This window comes from Nocardia sp. NPDC004068, from assembly GCF_042874315.1.
Taxonomy (GTDB): domain Bacteria; phylum Actinomycetota; class Actinomycetes; order Mycobacteriales; family Mycobacteriaceae; genus Nocardia.
Genome location: NZ_JBIAMW010000023.1, coordinates 21242 through 42359 on the forward strand (window position 1 = coordinate 21242; position 21118 = coordinate 42359).

Annotated in this window: 13 protein-coding genes and 2 CRISPR repeat arrays; of the genes, 10 read left to right on the forward strand and 3 right to left on the reverse strand. The window is 68.4% G+C overall.

Annotation, left to right across the window (positions count from 1 at the left end; genetic code table 11):
• The first annotated feature begins 228 nt into the window (after window positions 1-228).
• From cas3 to ACFYTQ_RS35705, 9 genes are all read left to right on the forward strand, one after another.
• Window positions 229-2985, forward strand: a complete 2757-nt coding sequence (gene cas3 / locus ACFYTQ_RS35665; RefSeq protein ID WP_387370478.1) for a CRISPR-associated helicase Cas3' — start codon at window positions 229-231, stop codon at window positions 2983-2985.
• A complete protein-coding gene (casA, locus tag ACFYTQ_RS35670) occupies window positions 2982-4652 on the forward strand; it encodes a type I-E CRISPR-associated protein Cse1/CasA (RefSeq protein WP_387370480.1) in 1671 nt (556 codons plus the stop codon). Before cas3 ends, casA begins: the two co-directional genes overlap by 4 nt.
• Complete coding sequence (gene casB / locus ACFYTQ_RS35675; protein ID WP_387370482.1) at window positions 4649-5338, forward strand: type I-E CRISPR-associated protein Cse2/CasB; 690 nt, start codon at window positions 4649-4651, stop codon at window positions 5336-5338. Before casA ends, casB begins: the two co-directional genes overlap by 4 nt.
• Window positions 5335-6483, forward strand: coding sequence for a type I-E CRISPR-associated protein Cas7/Cse4/CasC (gene cas7e, locus ACFYTQ_RS35680; RefSeq protein ID WP_387370484.1), 1149 nt, complete (start codon window positions 5335-5337; stop codon window positions 6481-6483). Before casB ends, cas7e begins: the two co-directional genes overlap by 4 nt.
• Window positions 6480-7187: a type I-E CRISPR-associated protein Cas5/CasD gene (cas5e, locus tag ACFYTQ_RS35685; RefSeq protein ID WP_387370486.1), complete on the forward strand. Its 708-nt coding sequence runs from the start codon at window positions 6480-6482 to the stop codon at window positions 7185-7187. The genes cas7e and cas5e overlap by 4 nt, the downstream gene beginning before the upstream one ends.
• Window positions 7184-7867, forward strand: coding sequence for a type I-E CRISPR-associated protein Cas6/Cse3/CasE (gene cas6e / locus ACFYTQ_RS35690; RefSeq protein ID WP_387370488.1), 684 nt, complete (start codon window positions 7184-7186; stop codon window positions 7865-7867). Before cas5e ends, cas6e begins: the two co-directional genes overlap by 4 nt.
• On the forward strand, window positions 7864-8817 hold the full coding sequence (gene cas1e / locus ACFYTQ_RS35695; RefSeq protein WP_387370490.1) for a type I-E CRISPR-associated endonuclease Cas1e: 954 nt from the start codon (window positions 7864-7866) through the stop codon (window positions 8815-8817). The genes cas6e and cas1e overlap by 4 nt, the downstream gene beginning before the upstream one ends.
• Window positions 8811-9206, forward strand: a complete 396-nt coding sequence (cas2e, locus tag ACFYTQ_RS35700) for a type I-E CRISPR-associated endoribonuclease Cas2e (RefSeq protein ID WP_387370492.1) — start codon at window positions 8811-8813, stop codon at window positions 9204-9206. The genes cas1e and cas2e overlap by 7 nt, the downstream gene beginning before the upstream one ends.
• Window positions 9207-9355: 149 nt before the next feature.
• Window positions 9356-13111: a CRISPR direct-repeat array (repeat unit 28 nt; unit sequence GTGCTCCCCGCACGCGCGGGGATGAGCC).
• A 374-nt stretch (window positions 13112-13485) separates the two neighbouring features.
• On the forward strand, window positions 13486-14865 hold the full coding sequence (locus tag ACFYTQ_RS35705) for an NYN domain-containing protein (RefSeq protein ID WP_387370494.1): 1380 nt from the start codon (window positions 13486-13488) through the stop codon (window positions 14863-14865).
• 44 nt (window positions 14866-14909) lie between these two features.
• Window positions 14910-17750: a CRISPR direct-repeat array (repeat unit 29 nt; unit sequence GTGCTCCCCGCACGCGCGGGGATGAGCCC).
• Window positions 17751-18277: 527 nt separating this feature from the next.
• Here ACFYTQ_RS35705 and ACFYTQ_RS35710 read toward each other — a convergent pair.
• The gene (locus ACFYTQ_RS35710; protein WP_387370496.1) at window positions 18278-18481 is read right to left on the reverse strand and encodes a hypothetical protein; all 204 of its coding nucleotides are present in this window, start codon (window positions 18479-18481) and stop codon (window positions 18278-18280) included.
• Window positions 18482-18611: 130 nt separating this feature from the next.
• Complete coding sequence (locus ACFYTQ_RS35715; RefSeq protein ID WP_387370498.1) at window positions 18612-19523, reverse strand: zinc-binding dehydrogenase; 912 nt, start codon at window positions 19521-19523, stop codon at window positions 18612-18614.
• A 130-nt stretch (window positions 19524-19653) separates the two neighbouring features.
• Here ACFYTQ_RS35715 and ACFYTQ_RS35720 point away from each other — a divergent pair, with 130 nt between their 5' ends.
• Window positions 19654-20082, forward strand: a complete 429-nt coding sequence (locus ACFYTQ_RS35720; protein ID WP_387370500.1) for a winged helix-turn-helix transcriptional regulator — start codon at window positions 19654-19656, stop codon at window positions 20080-20082.
• A 79-nt stretch (window positions 20083-20161) separates the two neighbouring features.
• Here ACFYTQ_RS35720 and ACFYTQ_RS35725 read toward each other — a convergent pair whose 3' ends face one another.
• Window positions 20162-21109 (reverse strand): LysR family transcriptional regulator, encoded by a 948-nt coding sequence (locus tag ACFYTQ_RS35725; RefSeq protein ID WP_387370502.1) that lies wholly within the window; start codon window positions 21107-21109, stop codon window positions 20162-20164.
• Window positions 21110-21118: the final 9 nt, after the last annotated feature.

Consider the following 21118-nt stretch of genomic DNA (forward strand, 5'->3'; position numbering starts at 1 on the left):
CCAATCGTGGAGGGTGGAATTCGGAACACCATGCTCTTTGCACGTGCAGCAACCACCCCTGAGCGGCGTTGCGGTCTTTCGCCAAGTACCGGTTGGTTTATTATGTTGCAGCCCAATAGGTTTCGCTGGACGGTTGTCGGAGTGATTGTGGCTGTGTTTGTCGGTGGGGCGTTGTAGGCTCCCGCTCATTCTCAGTCTCTGCGTGAAGGGTGGGTCCCGGGGGTGTCGGTGAAGTTGTCCGAGGCGACGTGGTCTGCGTGGGCGAAGAGTGATCGTGATGGAGGTCGTTTGTCGTTGGTGCGGCATTGTGCGGATGCGATGGCGGTGGCGGGGTTGGTGTGGGATCGGTGGTTGCCGCGGCGGACGCGGGAGGCGATGTCGGTGGGGTTGCCGGGTGGGGTGGCCGATGGGCGGGTGTTGTTCGTGTGGTTGGCGGCGGTTCATGACGTGGGGAAGTTGACTCCGGCGTTCGCGTGTCAGGTTCCGGTGTTGGCGGAGGCGATGCACGACAAGGGTTTGCGGATGGGGGGTGCGTTGGCGAACCGGAGGGCGTTGCCGCACGGCCTGGCGAGTGGTGTTGAGCTGCAACGGTTTCTGTGCGAGCAGGGGTGGAAGAAGTCGGTAGCTCTGACGTATGCGGTGGTGGTGGATGGTCATCACGGGAAGCCGTCGAGCCGGGGGGATGTGGGGCAGGCGCGTTTTCAGGCCGATCTGTTGGGGGCGGGGGAGTGGAAGCGGTGCCGGGATGAGTTGTTGACGCATTTCACGTGTGTGTCGGGGGCGCAGGAGCGGTTGGAGGCGTGGCGGGAGGTGCCGTTGTCGGTGCCGGTTCAGGCGTTGCTGACCGCGGCGGTGATTGTGGCGGATTGGGTGGCCAGCAATCAGGATCTGTTCCCGCTCAACCAAAATCGAACGTCATCGACGGAGGCGGTGGAGGCGTGGGAGGCGCTTGGTTTGCCGTCGGCCTGGGTGCCGGTGCTGGATCGCTCTGCTGACGGTGGGGATGGGGAGGGGTTGTTCCGGTCGCGGTTCGATCTTCCTGGAGAAGCCCGGATGCGGCCGTTGCAGGCGGGGTGTGTGGCGGCGGCGTGGGAGGTGCCGGAGCCGGGGGTGATGGTGGTGGAGGCGGCGATGGGGGAGGGGAAGACCGAGGCGGCGTTGTTGGCCGCGGAGATTCTGGCGTTCCGGTTCGGGTTGGGTGGGGTGTTCGTGGCGTTGCCGACGATGGCGACCTCGGATGCGATGTTCGGGCGGGTGCGTCGGTGGGTGGGTCGGTTGCCGGGGGAGGTGGGGAGCATGTTCCTCGCGCACGGTAAGGCGGCGTTGAATCCGGAGTTCGCTGAGTTGAAGCGTGCCGGGTTCGCCTCGATCGGCATCGATTGTGATGACAGTGGGGTGATCGCGCATTCGTGGTTCGTGGGGAAGAAGGGGCCGTTGGCGAATGTCGTTGTGGGAACGATTGATCAGGTGTTGCGGGGGGCGTTGAAGACGCGGCATTTGATGCTTCGTCATCTGGGGTTGGCGAACAAGGTGGTGATCGTCGACGAGGTTCACGCGGCCGATAGCTACATGTCGACGTATTTGTGTCGGTGCTTGGAATGGCTTGGCGCTTACGGTGTTCCGGTCATCCTGTTGTCGGCAACTCTGCCCTCAGCGCAGCGCCGATCGCTGCTCGCTGCCTACCGGCGCGGGCGATCGGGCGCGACGGAGACAGAACCCATCGACACGGCGACCGGTTATCCGCGGTTGACGGTGTGGCCTGCGCCGGAGGCGATGCCGGAGATCGCGTCCTCGGGTCGAGAGAGCGTCGCGGTGAGTATCGAGCGCCTGGATGATGATGTGGCCGTTGTCGTTTCGGCGGTGAAAGCGGCGTTGGCCGACGGTGGTGTGGTGGGGATCGTCTGTAATACGGTCGGGTGCGCCCAGGAGATGTTCGAGGCGCTGCGCACGAGCGGTGTGGTGAACCGGGACGAGTTGCTGCTGGTGCATTCGCGGTTCGTGGCCACGCACCGCACCGAGTTGGAGGATGACCTGCGGCGGTTGTTGGGACCGCCGACCTCGGCGGGAAGCGTTCGGCCCGGCCGGTTCGTGTTGGTCGGTACGCAGGTGATCGAGCAGTCGCTGGATATCGACGTGGATCTGCTGATCACCGATTTGGCGCCGATCGATCTGATGTTGCAGCGGATCGGACGGTTGCATCGGCATCAGCGGGCCGACCGGCCACACCGGGTGGCGCAACCGCGGTGTCTGGTGCGAGGGGCGGATTGGTCGCAGCTGCCGCCGAACCCGGACCGGGGGTCGGTCGCGGTGTATCAGAAGGCGCGGCTGCTGCGCGCGGCCGCGGTCCTCGATCAGCGGGCTGAGTTGCGGATTCCGGAGGATGTGCCGGAGTTGGTGGAAACCGCTTACGCCGAACCGTTTTCGCCGCCCTCGGGCTGGGAGGTGTCGCTGGCGGAGGCGGACGCGCAGTGGGAGGCGTTTCGCGCGGAGCAGCGTCACCGCGCGGGCGCGTATCTGGTGCGCAGTCCGCACAGCGAGATGCCGACCTTGCATGGATGGGTGACCACTGACCTGCCCGACGACGATGATCGTGTCGGCGGCCAAGCCCAGGTCCGCGATGCCGAGGACAGCATCGAAGCGATCGTGGTGCGGCGCAAGGGTTCCGAAGTGCGCGTCCTTGACGTCGTGAAGGACTACGCAGATCGTGGGATCCCGACCGAGGGGCCGCCGGAGCCGGAGCTGGCAAAGGCGGTGGCGGCGTGCACGATTCGGCTGCCCGCCACCTTGACTCGCTACGGCGGGATGGGTCGGGTGATCACGGCGCTGGAGGACACCTGGTACCCCGGCTGGCAGCAGTCGCATTGGCTGGCGGGGGAATTGGTGCTGGAACTGGACGAGAACCTGTCGACGGAACTCGCCGGATACCGGCTTCGTTACGACGACACTCTGGGATTGCTCGTGCACCGGAGCGGAGAATCGAAATGACCTGTGCTGACACGGATTTCGATCTCATCGAGCAGCCCTGGATCTGGGTCATCGATCGAGAGGGACGTGCACAGGAGCTGTCGCTGCGGGAGACCTTCGCACAGGCGTCTGTGTTGGGTGCGTTGACCGGGGAATTGCCGACACAGTCGTTCGCGATTCTGCGCGTGCTGCTGGCCATCGCCCGTCGCGCGGTTCGAGACCAGCCAGGAAAGGCCGTGGAGGTCTGGGAGGAGCTGTGGTCGGACGACTCGGGCGAGCGGCTGCGGGGGATGGTCGACTCGTACCTGAAGCAGCACGCCGATCGTTTCCGGCTGTTCGACTCACAAGTGCCGTTCATGCAGGTCGCCGAGCTGCGGTCGTCGAGGGACGCGGTGAGTTCACTGGACAAGCTGATCGCCGATGTGCCGAACGGGGAGAAGTACTTCACCACCCGAGCCGGGGCGGAGGTCGACCGCATCGACTTCGCCGAGGCAGCGCGGTGGCTGGTGCACGCGCACGCGTTCGATTCCTCGGGCATCAAGACCGGCGCGGTCGGTGACGGCCGGGTGAAGAACGGCAAGGGCTACCCGATCGGCGTGGGATGGGCCGGGGCGCTCGGCGGGGTGTTCCTGGAAGGGGAAACCCTGCGAGAAACCCTGCTGCTCAACCTGGTCCTGCTCAACGAGAACGGCGAACAATTCCCCGAGAGCGACCGGCCGGTGTGGGAACGCGAGCCCGACGGACCGGAACAGCGACTGACGGTCCGGTGCCCGGACACGGGAGAGATTCTGACGCGGCCCTTGGGACCGGCGGATCTGTGCACGTGGCAGAGTCGCCGAATCAGGCTGGTGCGCAACAACTCTCATGTCACGGGCGTGGTGTTGTGCAACGGGGACGCGTTGGAGCCGTTCAACCAGCATCTGATCGAACCGATGACCGGGTGGCGCTACAGCGAGGCTCAGTCCAAGAAGGCGGGGACACCGCGGCACTATCCCACCACGCACCACCCGGACCGGTCGCTGTGGCGGGGCCTGGCATCGCTGCTCGGCGAGATCGCCAACCCCGCCCCGAAGGAGGGCCGCGCGATCGCGCCGGGCGTGGTCGAATGGGCGCGATCGCTGATCGACGCGGACGTCCTGGACCCCACGCATCCCCTGCGGTTGCACGCCATCGGGATGGATTACATCAGCAACCAGTCGGTCGTCGGTGAAATCGTCGACGACACCGTCGGTTTCCAGGCGGCGATGCTGGCGTCGGATCCGCAGTTGCGGGTCTGCGCGCTCAATGCCGTGCGTACCGCCGAGGACGCCGTCACCGCGCTGGCCGGGCTCGCCGGAAACCTCGCCCTGGCCGCGGGCGGTGAACCGGACGGCGCGCGCAGCCGGGCGCGGGAACGGGGATACTTCGCCCTCGACGTGCCGTACCGTCGCTGGCTCGCGGATCTGACGCCGCACGAAAAGGGTTACAGCGCAGAAACTTCCGAATGGCACACCACGGTGCGGGCGATCGTCGAACGCCTGGGCGCTGATCTTGTCGACGCCGCTGGTCCCGCGGCGTGGGTGGGCCGGGAAGTGAACAACAAGTACCTCGATTCCGGCCGAGCCGCGATCTGGTTCCAGGCGCGTCTGCGTGAGGTCCTGGCCGCAGCCCATCCGCGCAATCCCCCACAAGGAGGCACTCCCGCGTGACCACACCCACCTACCCACGCCGCGATGCCACGTTCTATCGAGCCCGCGACGAAGCCCTCGAACAATTCGTCGGAGCACGCGTCGCAGCCCTCCAAACCGGTTATCTCGCAAAGCATCCCGACGCGGTCGCCACCGTGGCCAAGCTGCGCCGCGGCTCCGGGCTCCCTGCGGGCAGCCGCCCGGAGATCTGGGCCATGCTCTTGGAGAAGATGCCCGAGATCCTCAAAGACGAGAGCGGGTACACGCGGCGCGAGCGTGACGGCGCCGCGACAGCCTGGGAGCAGGCCGCGCACGACGCGCTCACGCTGTATTCCTGGCACCAGCGTTCCCGTGACGAACCCCTTCACCGCCAGGGCCGTCGCTTCGGAGCGGCCGTGCGCCACCTCGGCGAACGCGCCGGATCGACCGACGCGGTCCGCGCGCGATTCCACGCCCTCGGCACCGCCAGCACCCGCGCGGGCCGCACCGTGCACCTGCGCGCCCTGATCGGCCTGCTCCGCGATCACCGGATCCCCTTGGACTACGGACGATTGGCGCGCGACCTGCGCCGACTCGACCACCCGGTCTCCGCGCGCGCCGTGCTGCTGCAGTGGGGACGCGACTACTACAACTCCGCCGGTGACAGCAAATCCCCCGAAAACCCCACTGCCCCAGACGCAACCACCACGACAGGAGCCGACCTGTGACCCGCTTGTTCGTCGATGTGCACATCTTGCAGACCGTGCCACCGAGCAACATCAACCGCGACGACACCGGAAGCCCCAAAACCGCTGTCTACGGCGGAGTTTCCCGCGCCCGCGTATCCAGCCAGGCGTGGAAACGCGCCACCCGCAAGATGTTTCGCGACCTGTTCGACCCCGCGACCCTCGGGGTACGCACCAAGCGCGTGGTCGAACTGCTCGCCGAACGGATCAGCGATCTCGCCCCCGAAACCCCCGACGCGCACGCCTCGGCGGTCGCGGTGCTGAAGGCTGCGGGGATCGAACTGGAAAAGCCGCGCCGCGCCAAGAAGGGCGAGGACGCCAAGGCCGCGGACCAACCGGTCGACGAGCTCGAGCAGTCGAAGTACTTGCTGTTCCTCAGCGCCACCCAGATCGACCGACTCGCCCGACTCGCTATCGACGCCGCGACCGCGGGCACGCCGATCGCGAAAGCCGATGCCCGCGCGGCGGCGAACTCCACCAACAGCGTGGACGTCGCCCTGTTCGGGCGCATGGTCGCCGACGCCGCCGACCTGAACGTCGACGCCGCCGCCCAGGTCGCCCACGCGATCAGCGTGCACGCGGTCGACACCGAATTCGACTACTTCACCGCCGTCGACGACCGCGCCCCCGACGACAACTCCGGCGCCGGGATGATCGGCATCGTCGAATTCAACTCCTCCACCCTCTACCGCTACGCCACCATCAACGTCGCGGGCCTGCGCGACAACCTCGGTGACGACACCGCGACCGTCCGCGCGGTGGCGGCGTTCCTGGAAGCGTTCACCCGCAGCATGCCCACCGGCAAACAGAACACCTTCGCCAACCGCACCCTGCCCGACGCGGTCGTGATCAGCCTGCGCACCGACCAGCCGGTCAACCTGGTGACCGCGTTCGAAGAACCGGTCAACGCCGCGGGCACCGCCCGCGCGGCCGCCGCCGCCAAGGCCCTCGCCGACCGGTACCGCGCGATCGAGGACGCCTTCGGCGACGGCAGCACCGAACTGTTCGTCGTCGCCGCCGGGGACGGCGCCGATGCCCTGGCCACACTCGCCGCCCCGGCACCGTTCACCACCGTGGTCGGACACGTCACCGATCGCGTCGCGGCCGCACTCGGCGAGACATCATGAGCGTCCTGCTGCTCAAACTCGCCGCCCCACTCCAATCCTGGGGCGTGGCAAGCAGATTCGCGCGCCGCGAAACCCAGCAATACCCATCCAAGAGCGGAGTGCTGGGACTGATCGCCGCCGCCCGCGGCCACCGCCGCACCGACCCGATCGAGGAAGAACTCACCGACCTGGCCTTCGGCGTCCGCGTCGACCAACAGGGCACCCTGGTCCGCGACTTCCAAACCGCGACCAGCCTCGACGACCGCACCAGATACCCTCTCTCGCAACGGTATTACCTCGCCGACGCCGTGTTCGTCGCCGCGGTGCAAGGCGACCCCGAACTGCTGCGCGGTATCCGTGATGCCTTGCGTCACCCGCGGTACCCCCTGTACCTCGGACGGCGATCATGCCCGGTAACCGAATCTTTGGTGCTCGGCGACATTCTCGACGCCACCCTTCCTGAGGCGTTGAAAACCGCTGAGTGGCAAGCGTCTTCGTGGTATCGCAGGCGCCAGCCTGCCATCGTGCGCCTCCCGATCTATCGGGACCGGCTGCCCGGGGAGGCACCCGACCCGCTGCCCGAACGTGTGCGGGACGTGCCGGTGAGTTTCGACCCGGTTCGCCGCGAATACGGATGGCGCGAAGTCCGAGCCGAGCACACCCAGATCGACAACCCGGACCCGGCCCCCGGGCACTCTCCGATGGCCGTCTTCGGAGGCTCATGATGTATCTGTCGCAGCTACCGCTCAACCCCGCCCGCCGCGGCACCAGCAAATTCCTGTCCTCCCCACACGTCATCCACGGCGCCGTGGAAAAGTCCTTCCCGCCCAGCGCCCACGAACGTCCACCGGGCGAAGGCAGGGTGCTATGGCGGGTCGATCAGACCGGGCACGCGATCCACCTCTACGTCGTCAGCCCTTCCGAACCGGACTTCACCCACATCGTCGAACAATGCGGATGGCCGACCACCACCGCGTGGGCCACCCGCAAATACAGTGACCTGCTCGACACCCTCACCGCGGGACAACGCTGGCACTTCCGGCTCACGGCCAACCCCGTCCGCTCCACCCCCAACCCGCGCGGCGTCACCGAGAACACTCGCGGAAAACGCTTGGGCCTCAACGCCACTGACCAACTCGGGTGGCTGCACCGGAAGGCAGCCCAGCACGGTTTCACCGTCCCTGAATGCGGGCCCGAGCACGATCGCGAACCGGACGTGCGCATCATCGACCGCCGCGGACTGAAATTCCGGCGCGGATCCGCCACGGTGGCCTTGTCGATCGTCACCTTCGAGGGCATCCTCACCGTCACCGACCCCGCCGAACTGCGCACCGCGCTGGTGAATGGAATCGGCCGGGCCAAAGGCTACGGCTGCGGCCTGCTGACCCTGGCGCCCGCCCGATGAAGGAGATCCCCGGCATCCGGCCGGTGCGCATCGGCGAACTCGTCCGCGCCCAGGACCGGATGTCGTTCATCTACCTCGAACGCGCCACCGTGCACCGCGACGCCAACGCCATCACCGCTACCGACGAACGCGGCGTGGTTCACATCCCCGCCGCTACCCTCGGCGCGCTGTTGCTCGGGCCCGGCACCCGCGTCACCCATCAAGCGATGATGCTGCTCGCCGAAAGCGGATCGACCGCGGTGTGGGTCGGTGAACGCGGAGTGCGCTACTACGCCCACGGCCGCTCACTGGCTCGCAGTTCCCGCCTGTTGGAAGCGCAAGCCGCTGCCGTATCGAACCAGACCCTGCGCCTGGCGGTGGCGCGGGCGATGTACGAGATGCGGTTCCCCGGCGAGGACGTGTCCGCGCTGAGCATGCAACAACTCCGCGGCCGCGAAGGCGCACGGGTTCGTCGGCTCTACCGCGAACACGCCGCCCGCACCGGCGTCGAATGGACCCGTCGCGACTACGACCCGAACGATTTCGCCGGAGGCGACCCGGTGAACCAGGCCCTGTCCGCGGCGACCACCTGCCTGTACGGCATCGTGCACGCGGTGATCGTCGCCCTGGGCTGCTCACCCGGCCTCGGCTTCGTCCACACCGGCCACGACCGCTCCTTCGTCTTCGACCTCGCCGACCTGTACAAGGCCGACTACGCCATCCCGGTCGCGTTCGACGTGGTATCCGAAGGCGCAGAAGACATTCCGGCCGCGACCCGCCGCGCGGTCCGCGACGCCGTCCACGCCGGGAACCTGCTCGAACGCTGCTGCAAAGACATCCACGCCCTGCTGCTGCCCGACCAACCCGACGCCGTCGAGCAGTGGGACACCGACGTCGTCGAACTGTGGGACCGCAAAGGCACTGTCGCGGGCGGCATCTCCTACACCGACGACGACGAAGTGCCGTGGTAGTCCTCGTGCTCAGCGCCTGCCCGGCAGGCCTCCGCGGGCACCTGACCCGCTGGCTGCTCGAGATCAGCCCCGGAGTGTTCGTCGGCGTACTGCCCGCCCGGGTTCGTGAGCTGGCGTGGCAACGGGTGGTGGAACTGTCCAAGGACGGGCGCGCGATCATGATCTACTCGACCCGCTCCGAACAACGTCTCGCGTTTCGGGTGCACCGCCATGAATGGGAGCCGGTCGATATCGATGGCATTCATCTCATGCGGCGGCCGCATACCGGTGCGGTTACACCGACCGGGCCGCGTGCGGGGTGGAGCAAAGCCAGTAGGTATCGCAAAGGGGCCCGGAGAGCGAACCGGGGCCAGCGGTCGGCAGGGGAGCATCCCGACGGTGAGGAATAGGTCATCGTCGCAGAATCGCAGCCGTCGGTTTCCCAGGTTGGCGTCTTGTATCGACACGCCGAGATTCTGGACACGCCGATGATCAGGTCAGGCGGATGAAAGTGAATGAAATTCTTCGTATGGCGCTGCAACGTCGCAGGTCAAGAAGTGTGCTCCCCGCACGCGCGGGGATGAGCCCGTCGCCAAATGATCACCGCAGGTCAAAGACATGTGCTCCCCGCACGCGCGGGGATGAGCCCACCGACTGGGCCCGGACCGGCTGCGCGCTCTGGTGCTCCCCGCACGCGCGGGGATGAGCCCTCGCCCAGCGCTAAGTCCGGTTTCCTACTCGAGTGCTCCCCGCACGCGCGGGGATGAGCCCTGGCTCACCAGCCGCTCGAAACGGGCGTATTCGTGCTCCCCGCACGCGCGGGGATGAGCCAACCTGCGCACCTCGGCCGAGGTGCGCAGCGCGCCGTGCTCCCCGCACGCGCGGGGATGAGCCCGGGGAGAACTTGCAGACCTCCACTAACAGCGAGTGCTCCCCGCACGCGCGGGGATGAGCCCCTGGTGTATTCCAGAAGGTCTCGGAAGAAAACGTGCTCCCCGCACGCGCGGGGATGAGCCCGGGGGCCGACCGCGCTACACCGACACCGACTAGTGCTCCCCGCACGCGCGGGGATGAGCCCAACACCCGATACGACTGCGCCACCGACCCGATGTGCTCCCCGCACGCGCGGGGATGAGCCCGAGTGCAATCTGCGCTGCCTGTACTGCCATCCGTGCTCCCCGCACGCGCGGGGATGAGCCCTGAATCCCCGCCGCCCGACCGTTTGCCGCATCGTGCTCCCCGCACGCGCGGGGATGAGCCCGCGACGCTGCACAGCAGAGCGAGCCCGACGAGGTGCTCCCCGCACGCGCGGGGATGAGCCCACTCGCCCCGCAGGGCCACCGACCACGGCGCCGTGCTCCCCGCACGCGCGGGGATGAGCCCCCGTCGAATACCCGTCCTCAATTCGGACATTTCGTGCTCCCCGCACGCGCGGGGATGAGCCCTCTACGAGGGCGGGCTGGTCTGCGACCTGGGCGTGCTCCCCGCACGCGCGGGGATGAGCCCGACGACGTCGGCGTCACTGCTGCGCCTCCGCCGTGCTCCCCGCACGCGCGGGGATGAGCCCACCAAGGCCGCCCGTGAGGCGCGCGACGCCGCGTGCTCCCCGCACGCGCGGGGATGAGCCGGATGCGCGGCTCGCGTACCAGGACACGGCGCTGTGCTCGCCGCACGCGCGGGGATGAGCCCGTATTCGACTACCGAGGGGGTCACCAGTGACTGTGCTCCCCGCACGCGCGGGGATGAGCCCAGCACTTTCACGCCACCGAGCAACTCGCGGGCGTGCTCCCCGCACGCGCGGGGATGAGCCCGCCCCAGCGGTGGTTGCGGACAAGTCCCTCACGTGCTCCCCGCACGCGCGGGGATGAGCCCGGCACCCTCGACTTGGAGACGTTCGAATTGCGGTGCTCCCCGCACGCGCGGGGATGAGCCCATGGGCGGCCCCGGCTGGGTCGGGCCGGCCATGTGCTCCCCGCACGCGCGGGGATGAGCCCTCGCGCACGAGCCGTTCGAACCGGGCGTATTCGTGCTCCCCGCACGCGCGGGGATGAGCCCAACACCCGCGGCCCCAAGCTCGACCGAGCCCGGTGCTCCCCGCACGCGCGGGGATGAGCCTCCTCATACGAGCCGTAGAGCATCTGCGCGGCCGTGCTCCCCGCACGCGCGGGGATGAGCCCGTCACCTCGTCGCTGGCGCGTGATCCGATCGCGTGCTCCCCGCACGCGCGGGGATGAGCCACTGGCCCAACAGCACCACCTGATCCGGGAAATCGTGCTCCCCGCACGCGCGGGGATGAGCCCCTCGGTGCGACGGCGCAAGAATCGGGGCATGAGTGCTCCCCGCACGCGCGGGGATGAGCCCGCCGCCAACCCGAGCCCCGCCGCCGGGCCGCCGTGCTCCCCGCACGCGCGGGGATGAGCCCTCCGTCGTCGTAAGCGACGGACCTAAAGCGCTGTGCTCCCCGCACGCGCGGGGATGAGCCCGGCTGGACGATCGCGCCGGACGAGGTCGCGAAGTGCTCCCCGCACGCGCGGGGATGAGCCCGCCAACAGCGGATCCGGCAAGAAATAGCAACAGTGCTCCCCGCACGCGCGGGGATGAGCCCTGCCTGCCGGGTTGGTGGTTCGCCAGTTACGTGTGCTCCCCGCACGCGCGGGGATGAGTCCCCGCAGTACGGATTGTTGCAGTACCAGCGCTGGTGCTCCCCGCACGCGCGGGGATGAGCCCCCCGGCGAAGACCGCGCCGGAGATGGAGGAGTGTGCTCCCCGCACGCGCGGGGATGAGCCCTGTTCGCGTGCCGCGGCCGCGCGGCGGCGGACGTGCTCCCCGCACGCGCGGGGATGAGCCCGGGTGATCCGAAGGAACCGGGGGAATGCGGGTGTGCTCCCCGCACGCGCGGGGATGAGCCCAGCCGCGCGGCCGTGACGCAGCGCCAGAACGGGTGCTCCCCGCACGCGCGGGGATGAGCCGGTGCCCGGCGCTAAGGATCTCAAGGGGGGCAAGTGCTCCCCGCACGCGCGGGGATGAGCCCAAAGATCCGAAGGCCACACCTTCGGATAGGCGGTGCTCCCCGCACGCGCGGGGATGAGCCCTGAAAGCGGACGCCGATCTGGATTTCCTGAAGGTGCTCCCCGCACGCGCGGGGATGAGCCCTGTTCGATCAGGGTGCGGGCGGCCAGGGCGTGGTGCTCCCCGCACGCGCGGGGATGAGCCCGCGACCTTACGGCGGGTGGTGACCTGGTACTCGGTGCTCCCCGCACGCGCGGGGATGAGCCCCGGATCCACGGTCGGGCCGCTCGGATCGGCGCGTGCTCCCCGCACGCGCGGGGATGAGCCCAACACGACGCCGACGATGAGGATCAGGGCGCCGTGCTCCCCGCACGCGCGGGGATGAGCCCTGAAAGAGATACCGTGGCAACGAAATCGGATCGTGCTCCCCGCACGCGCGGGGATGAGCCCGGCTGGCCCACAGCCAATACGGGTTGTGCCACGTGCTCCCCGCACGCGCGGGGATGAGCCCACCAGCTCGCGGAACGCATCCGAGGTCAGCAGGTGCTCCCCGCACGCGCGGGGATGAGCCCTTCCCAGCCGGTACAAGAACTTCACCAACCTGGTGCTCCCCGCACGCGCGGGGATGTGCCCCACGAAACCCGAATCGTGACGCTGGAAAACGGGTGCTCCCCGCACGCGCGGGGATGAGCCGTCGACACCCCGAACACGCGGATTGCGTGGAGGGTGCTCCCCGCACGCGCGGGGATGAGCCCTTCTCGTCGGGCGTGTGCCGGGTCTCGCCTTCGTGCTCCCCGCACGCGCGGGGATGAGCCCCGCAAGAACGTAAATTCGAAGTGCTCCGAAGGGTGCTCCCCGCACGCGCGGGGATGAGCCCGTCCCCACGGGCCTGCGCGCCCAGCTCTCCGGGTGCTCCCCGCACGCGCGGGGATGAGCCCGGCTGCGGCCAGTGGGCGCGAAGGCCGTAGTTGTGCTCCCCGCACGCGCGGGGATGAGCCCTGATGCCCGTACCGTAAGCACCTCAAGGCGGCCGTGCTCCCCGCACGCGCCGGGATGAGCCCGCGGTGACCGCTGTCAGCAGCACTCCCAAGACGTGCTCCCCGCTGGCGCGGGGATGAGTTCCCGTCCAACAGCCAATTCAGGATGCCGGGCAAGTGCTCCCCGCACGCGCGGGGATGAGCCGGTGTATGAGGACGCGCTCAAGCGCGCCACCAAGTGCTCCCCGCACGCGCGGAGATGAGCCCCGGGCGTGCTCGCGCGCGATCCGGCACCGCTGGTGCTCCCCGCACGCGCGGGGATGCGCCGCGTACGTTCGAGAGCATCACCCAATCGCCTCGCTACGTCGATGTGCACAGCCACCGGGTACGCCGCCTCGGGGCAACTCGCCAGCGCGCTGGCGGGCTGATCGCGCTGGCCCACGATCCCGCAGGGGGAGAGGTGATCACCAACTTCTAGGACCCACGACGGCCGCAACGGTCGGCGACACGACGACTCCCTGCCAGAGGGCAGCGTGTTCGCGCTGCCCTCTGGCCGAGAGTTGCCGACGGGCGTTGCAGAACTAGGGGCGCGACCCGACATAGATGTTCCGGTATTCATCCGATCCCCGCCGTTGTCCCGCGTGGTCCGGCGTGCGGTCGTGACAATGGTGTCAGGCGGGTTGTGGCGCGGGGAGGAGCGATATGGCGAGCGAGACGTCGCTGCGGTGGGCCGTGCTGATCGACGCTGACAACGCCTCACCGACGATCGCCGAGGCGTTGTTGGCGGAGGTGGCGAAACTGGGAACCGCTCATGTGAAGCGAGCCTATGGAGACTGGACCAGTACGAACCTGACCGGCTGGAAATCGCGACTGTTGAACCTCTCGATCCAGCCGGTGCAGCAGTTCCGTTGGACCACCGGCCGCAACGCCACCGACGCCGCGCTGATCATCGACGCGATGGACCTGCTGTACTCGGGCCGATTCGACGGCTTCTGCCTGGTCAGCAGCGACTCCGACTTCACGCGCCTCGCCGCGCGGTTACGCGAATCCGGACTCACCGTACTCGGGATCGGAGAACGGAAAACACCGCGCGCCTTCGTCTCCGCCTGCGACCGATTCGTCTACGCCGAAAACCTCGCTCCGCCTGGACAATTCGGCGCCAGCCGCGTCCGAACCCCCGCACCCGCCGCCGATCCCAGCGTCGTCGCGCTGATCACCGAGGCGGTGGACGCGTCCTCGGACGAGGACGGATGGGCGCATCTGGGCGCGGTCGGGCTGTATCTGTCGAAAACAAAACCCGACTTCGACACCCGTACCTACGGCTACCCCAAACTGAAACCCCTCGTACAAGCCCTCGACATCGCCGAAATCAGCCAGCGTCGCCCCAGCGCGGACAAACCCCCCGTCACCTACATCCGCCTGCGCACCCGCCCAGCCCCGACCCACCCCGACCCATCAGACACGCCGTCAGCCCTCCTAGGTCCGAGGGAATCGGGGGCCGAACCCACCACTCCGAACGCGGCCACCCAGCTGCCGATCCTCACCACCCATCAGCGCCGCGACGCCCTGTTGCGCCGGGTCTACACGGCCTGGTGCGCGGGCGAAATCGAGACGATCGGCGCCCTGGACACGCTGATCCGCCAACACGAACCCGCAATACCCAACTCCGCACGCAACCTCGCGATCAACAGCCTCATCCACGACGACACAGCCCTACTGCAGGTCCTCGACCCGACCGCTCTCCGCCGCGCCGAACGACGAATCGCACCGCACGCCGACCAACCCGAACACACGTGGATCCACCACGGACACATCGCCTGGCTCGCCTACCTCCTCTACCGCCTCCCCGACCCCGACCCCACCCCGCATCTTCTCCACACCCTGTTCGACGACCAAGATCAAGAGCACGGCCGCACGCTGCTCACCGCCGCCAAAGCCGTCGCCGCCGCACGCAAGACCACCACCACGACACCCGATAACCAAACCGAATCCAACCCCGCGTTCCCGCCACCCGCCAGCGATCCAACTCGACACGCCGAGGTTCTCGACACACCGACTATCCGGACGCTCGAAGGAAAGTGAATGAGATTCTTGCAATGGCGCTGCATCGCCGCAGGTCATTAAGTGTGCTCCCCGCACGCGCGGGGATGAGCCCGGAACGGCAGCCGAGCAGTCCACCGCGGCCGAGTGCTCCCCGCACGCGCGGGGATGAGCCCCCCGACCCCAGCCACCGGCCGGGCGATTCCCCGTGCTCCCCGCACGCGCGGGGATGAGCCCCACTGACCCCTGGGTGTCGGTGCGCTGCGCCAGTGCTCCCCGCACGCGCGGGGATGAGCCCGGCGGTTCGTCGTCGGCGGTGTGCGCCCCGAAGTGCTCCCCGCACGCGCGGGGATGAGCCCGACCCAACCGGCGCAATCGGGGCCCTGCTGTCGTGCTCCCCGCACGCGCGGGGATGAGCCCCAATATGGTTCGGCGTGCCTACTTCATCAAAAGTGCTCCCCGCACGCGCGGGGATGAGCCTCGTCGGTCCAATGCCCGTCGTGCAGATGCGGGGTGCTCCCCGCACGCGCGGGGATGAGCCCCCGCAGCTGTGGGGGATCAGCGACGAGGTCGGGTGCTCCCCGCACGCGCGGGGATGAGCCCGACCGGGGCGCGGTCTGCGGCAGCGCCAGCCGGTGCTCCCCGCACGCGCGGGGATGAGCCCGAGGTCGACCGGGCCGTGTTCGCTCGCCGGGCGTGCTCCCCGCACGCGCGGGGATGAGCCCCAGGCGACGGCGACGCGTTCCTCCCCGACCTGGTGCTCCCCGCACGCGCGGGGATGAGCCCCTCGGAGATGTTGTCCAGGAACTGCTCACGCTGTGCTCCCCGCACGCGCGGGGATGAGCCCGCGGCTACGGCAAGTAACCCCCTCACCAGGAAGTGCTCCCCGCACGCGCGGGGATGAGCCCAACCGCCCTGGCCTGGTCGAATCCTCGATAATGTGCTCCCCGCACGCGCGGGGATGAGCCCGGGTCGATCCACGTTCCCTCGGTCATCTTGTGGTGCTCCCCGCACGCGCGGGGATGAGCCTCGGGCGGTGAGAAAGAGCCGTAACCCGGTGGGGTGCTCCCCGCACGCGCGGGGATGAGCCGTTCGGATGGTATTGGCCGGGCAGCCCGCTCTCGGTGCTCCCCGCACGCGCGGGGATGAGCCCGCCGGGACCCCCCAGAGGCGAGCGGGGGGTTCGTGCTCCCCGCACGCGCGGGGATGAGCCCTCGATCGGGGACCTGCTCATCGGCCTGGCCCTGTGCTCCCCGCACGCGCGGGGATGAGCCACGACAACCGGAACTCCCCACGAAAAACCTCGTAGTGCTCCCCGCACGCGCGGGGATGAGCCCGGACGCTTCTTGGGTGGTGCCATCGGGATCCCGTGCTCCCCGCACGCGCGGGGATGAGCCCAGGTGGTTCCCGCGGATCATGAGCCGATACGAGTGCTCCCCGCACGCGCGGGGATGAGCCCGCCAGCGCCAGCACCGCGAATGCGGCAAAGAAGTGCTCCCCGCACGCGCGGGGATGAGCCCAAACAGCCGCATATGCCTCACGCAAATCGGAGGTGCTCCCCGCACGCGCGGGGATGAGCCGTCCGCCCTTGTCGCCCAAGGCATTTCGATCATGTGCTCCCCGCACGCGCGGGGATGAGCCCTGCGCGCCGCTGATGCGGGCGGGCAGCCGCTCGTGCTCCCCGCACGCGCGGGGATGAGCCCTGGCTCACCCACACCACCGAACCGCTGTTCATGTGCTCCCCGCACGCACGGGGATGAGCCCCGCAATCCCAAGAGGCGACGGCGCTGACCGGCGTGCTCCCCGCACGCGCGGGGATGAGCCCTGTGTCCATTTAAGCTCTCTGGGATGCGAAGAGTGCTCCCCGCACGCGCGGGGATGAGCCCCTCTGGTGGTCTTGTTGCGTGAACTCCACACGGTGCTCCCCGCACGCGCGGGGATGAGCCCGAGCGCCGCTACGACGAACAGCGTGGGGAATGGTGCTCCCCGCACGCGCGGGGATGAGCCCGCCGCCTGGACGATCGGCCGCAGCACACCGTCGTGCTCCCCGCACGCGCGGGGATGAGCCCAGCCCGTCCCTTTGCCTGGCGTACAGCGATTGGTACTCCCGGCACGCGCGGGGATGAGCCCCGCCTGGCGCGGCCGACACCTGCACCGGCCCCAGTACTCCCCGCACGCGCGGGGATGAGCCCCGATCTGGCCGTACGTGGTCGTGACCGAACTGGTGCTCCCCGCACGCGCGGGGATGAGCCCTGGCCGACGGCACCCCCGCCCGCGTCGCCGTGGTGCTCCCCGTACGCGCGGGGATGAACCGGACATCGACTATGAGAAGTACGCCGTATTCGGCGGTGTTCCCCGCCCGCGCGGGGATGAGCCGTAGGGCGGGGGTGCGGACGGCGGGCCTTTCGAGGCGCTCCCCGCAGGCGCGGGGATGAGCCCGCGGACTGCACGATGGGGCCGTCCACGATCACGTGCTCCCCGCACGCGCGGGGATGAGCCCATCTCGATCAGCAGGGCGCACACCAGGACGGCGTGCTCCCCGCACGCGCGGGGATGAGCCCCGATCCGCTTGTCTCCCTTGGGATGTGGAGATGTGCTCCCCGCACGCGCGGGGATGAGCCCCACTCACCGAGCGCCAACGCGACGTGCTCGCCGTGCTCCCCGCACGCGCGGGGATGAGCCCGCCTGGGACGGGCTGTTCGACTGGTCCGGCTGGTGCTCCCCGCACGCGCGGGGATGAGCCCAGCTTCAGGGACGTGCCGCGGTCGATTCGGCGGTGCTCCCCGCACGCGCGGGGATGAGCCCGTGTCGAGCGAGAGCAGCACGATGGCGGGCATGTGCTCCCCGCACGCGCGGGGATGAGCCCGCCGCGATGGACGCCAATTCGATCGGACTCGAGTGCTCCCCGCACGGGCGGGCGCGAAAGCAATTGATTGCCAGTAGTTCGCCAGCGTCGAAAAGTCGTCGGCGTGTCGCCCTCGGACACGCCGACGGCCTCCGGATCGAAGCGGGGCACTGAGGGCTGGGAGAGGGTCCGGAAAGTGTCCGAAAATTTCGACCACAACTCACCATCGAAGCCCATTTGTGGGGAACGTTTCAAGCATCGGAATGGTTCTATCAGCGGTTATGTAATGCCATGTTCAATAATGTTCTCTATTTCAATTCCCCTCATAACCCAGAGGTCGCAGGTTCAAATCCTGTCCCCGCTACAAGCGGCCCGGGTCTGGGAGACGGAAGTCTCTCAGACCCGGGCCATGTTCATGCTCGGGTGGTCACACCGCGGAGATCCTCGCATCGTTGCCGACTATGGGCTCAGGGTGTGAGGAAGCTGAAGTATTCTGAACTCGTTGCGGGACGCAAGAGATTTGAGCGCGGACACGACTCGTCGCAATCGCGGTCGAGCGGCGGATGCCCGCTAGAGGGGGGGATCAGAGGCCCGCTGAGCCCATGCCCCCTACAGGACGATGTATCCGGTGTAGCTGCCCCCCACACAGATACTGCCCTCCACAGACCCGCCATTGTCGATGCACACCCCCGGGTCGATAGCGGTATGGTCACCCTCCCACTCGTCGCCATCCGCGGATGCGATGCCGCCACCGAGGCCGAGTGTCAGTGCGGCAGCCGCCAGTACGACGCCGAATCCGGCTGTGGTCCTCATGAATAACCTCCGTGTGTCTGTCCGTTCGCTCATGCGCCGACCGAATGCCTTCCATGCCAAGGCTATTCGTCGCCAGCATCGTAAATCGTACGAGTAAGCCCAGCGTCGCAAACGAAAACTGGTCTGGCACTCACGAGATGCTCAGCACCGCTTTACCTTTCACCCGCCGCTCCGCCAGAGCGCGCAACGCGTTGGGCAGATCTTCCCAGTCTCCCGCATAGCCGATCCTGGGATGCAAAATCCCCTTCGCGACAAGCGATACGAGCAGCCCGAGGTCCGCCCCGAAAGGCCCACTGGCGTACGAGAGGAACGATTGGATCCGTGCACCCTCGTGACCGATGAAGTCGTAGATGCTGACCGCACCCGGCTCACCGGAGGTAGTGCCGATGAGGAGGACCAGGCCGCCGGGCTCGACCTTCGAGATCGCCGTGGACAGGGACTTGCCGCCCACGGATTCGCTGATCACATGGAACCGGCCGTGGGCGTCCTCGATCGAGGAGACGACGGTCGTCGCGCCCCGATCGGTCAGTTCCGCGGCGTATTCCGGTGCAGCGACGGCGGTTACCTCGGCACCCCGGGCGGCGGCGAGTTCGACCTGGAAACGCCCCACCGCCCCGCTCGCGGCGGTCACAAGCACCCTTCGACCCAGGAGATCCCCGGCGAGCCGCAGAGTCCGCAGTGCGGTGATTCCCGCTATGGGCAGCGTCGCCGCGATGTCCAGGCTCACCTCGTCGGGCACGGCCGCGAGCTGATCGGTGCGAACCGTCACCGTCTCGGCCCACCCACCCTCCTCCGCCGCTCCGACGACCGGGGTTCCGGCCGGGGGCCCGCTGCCGTCGGCGGCGGCCTCGACCACCACTCCGGCGATGTCCTGGCCCGGGCGCCAACCGGCCGGGCGAGCCTTCAGCAGGGCCAGTTCGCCGCGGTTGATCGAGAACGCTCGGACGGCTACGACGGCGTGATTCCGGGCTGGGGTCGGATCCGGAACATCCTGGAATTCCACGAGATTCGGTGTACCGGGGGCATTGACGATCGATCGCATCGTTCCTCCTTGTATTCGGTGACGCGCACGGTCAAGATAGGAGCGGCCGGTCTCTGTCGGTAAGTAGGAACCGGAAAGTGCCTAGCGCACCGAGGGGTGTACGCGCTGGTCCGGAGGGTGGAGGCGAGGAGTGACAACGCGAACCGCGGCGGAGCGGAGGCAGCGGGCGAAGGTGGAGTACGACGCGTTCGTCGCCGCCTGCCCGACGCGCGAACTGCTGGCGACGATCAGCGATAAATGGGTGACCCTCGTCCTCACGGCCCTTGCCGACGGTCCGAAGCGGCACGGCGAGCTGCGCGTCCGCATCGCGGGGGTGAGTCAGAAGATGCTGACGCAGACCCTGCGTTCGCTGGAACGGGGCGGGTTGGTCGACCGCGCGGTCACTCCCGAGGTGCCCGTACGCGTCGACTACTCACTGACCCCGCTCGGCCGCAGCCTGCTCCCCGTGGTCGCCGCGGTGAAAACCTGGGCGGAGGAGAACATGGACATCGTCCGCGCCGCGCAACGCCGCTACGACAGCCGCACACCCGGCCTGAGCGCAACCACGCCCCGCGTGTAAATGCCGACAGCTCAACGGGTTTCGCGATGAGGCACGAAAAACACTGTCACACAACGATTTCGGCGACCCACACCATTCGTCACTTCGAATCCGACTCCCGCGGCATCTCCAACCCCACCCCCAGCCGATGCGTCCGCGACAGCACCTCCTCGCAATACGACGCCACAGCCTGCGCCCGCCGCGTGAGCTGAACCTCCTCGGCGCGCGCCAGAACGACGGGGAGGGGGTCGACGGGGTCGGAGATCGGCATCGCGGCGACTGGTCTGCCCTCGTAGGAGTAGTCGACCTGGGGCTTCTGGATCAGTAGGGAGTAGCCCAGGCCGCGGCCTACCAGGGAGCGGACCATCTCGAATTCCCTTGTGACGTGGCGGATTCGGGGTTCGACACCGGCCGCTCGCAGCAGGCCGGTGAAGTAGGCCAGGCTCGGGTCGACGTCGAGGGCGATCATCGTCTCGTCGGCGAGGTCGGCGAGGGCGATCGAATGTTGCTGTGCCAGGGGATGATCGCCAGGGACGATGACGTGCGGGCGGGTCGCGTACAGCTGGGTGCACCGGACGCCGGGGAAGATGCCGGTCTCGTACAGGATCGCCAGTTCGAATCGGCCCGTCAGCAGATCCTCCTGTAGCTCGTCCTGGGAGCCCTCGCGGAAGTGCAGGTGGATCGGGGGCGTCGTGGTGGCCAGCTGGGTGACCAGTTCGGGCAGCACGAAGGGGGCGATCGTGGTGAAACAGCCGACGGTGAAGTCGCCCCCGATAGATTCGCCGAAATGCCGTGCGGCGACGACCAATTCGTCCGCGCGGGCCAGCAGCGCCCGCGCGTGCGGGAGCAGTTCGCGACCGGCCGCGGTCAGCGTCAGGCCCTTGGACTTGTGCCGGACCAGCAGCTGGCTGCCGACATCGCGTTCCAGTTCGGAGATGCCGATGGAGATCGAGGACTGGGAGACGTGCAGCGCCGCGGCCGCCGCGGTCATCTGCCCGCTCTCGGCGGCGAGAGTGAAGTACTGCAGCTTCCGCAAGCTGAGGGACATGAATTTATT

Bases quoted from the DNA above. Each gene is read 5' to 3' on its own strand.
- casA (WP_387370480.1), top strand. From the start codon at position 2,982: ATGACCTGTGCTGACACGGATTTCGATCTCATCGAGCAGCCCTGGATC.
- cas5e (WP_387370486.1), top strand. From the start codon at position 6,480: ATGAGCGTCCTGCTGCTCAAACTCGCCGCCCCACTCCAATCCTGGGGC.
- cas6e (WP_387370488.1), top strand. From the start codon at position 7,184: ATGATGTATCTGTCGCAGCTACCGCTCAACCCCGCCCGCCGCGGCACC.
- cas1e (WP_387370490.1), top strand. From the start codon at position 7,864: ATGAAGGAGATCCCCGGCATCCGGCCGGTGCGCATCGGCGAACTCGTC.
- ACFYTQ_RS35705 (WP_387370494.1), top strand. From the start codon at position 13,486: ATGGCGAGCGAGACGTCGCTGCGGTGGGCCGTGCTGATCGACGCTGAC.
- ACFYTQ_RS35710 (WP_387370496.1), bottom strand. From the start codon at position 18,481: ATGAGGACCACAGCCGGATTCGGCGTCGTACTGGCGGCTGCCGCACTG.
- ACFYTQ_RS35715 (WP_387370498.1), bottom strand. From the start codon at position 19,523: ATGCGATCGATCGTCAATGCCCCCGGTACACCGAATCTCGTGGAATTC.
- ACFYTQ_RS35725 (WP_387370502.1), bottom strand. From the start codon at position 21,109: ATGTCCCTCAGCTTGCGGAAGCTGCAGTACTTCACTCTCGCCGCCGAG.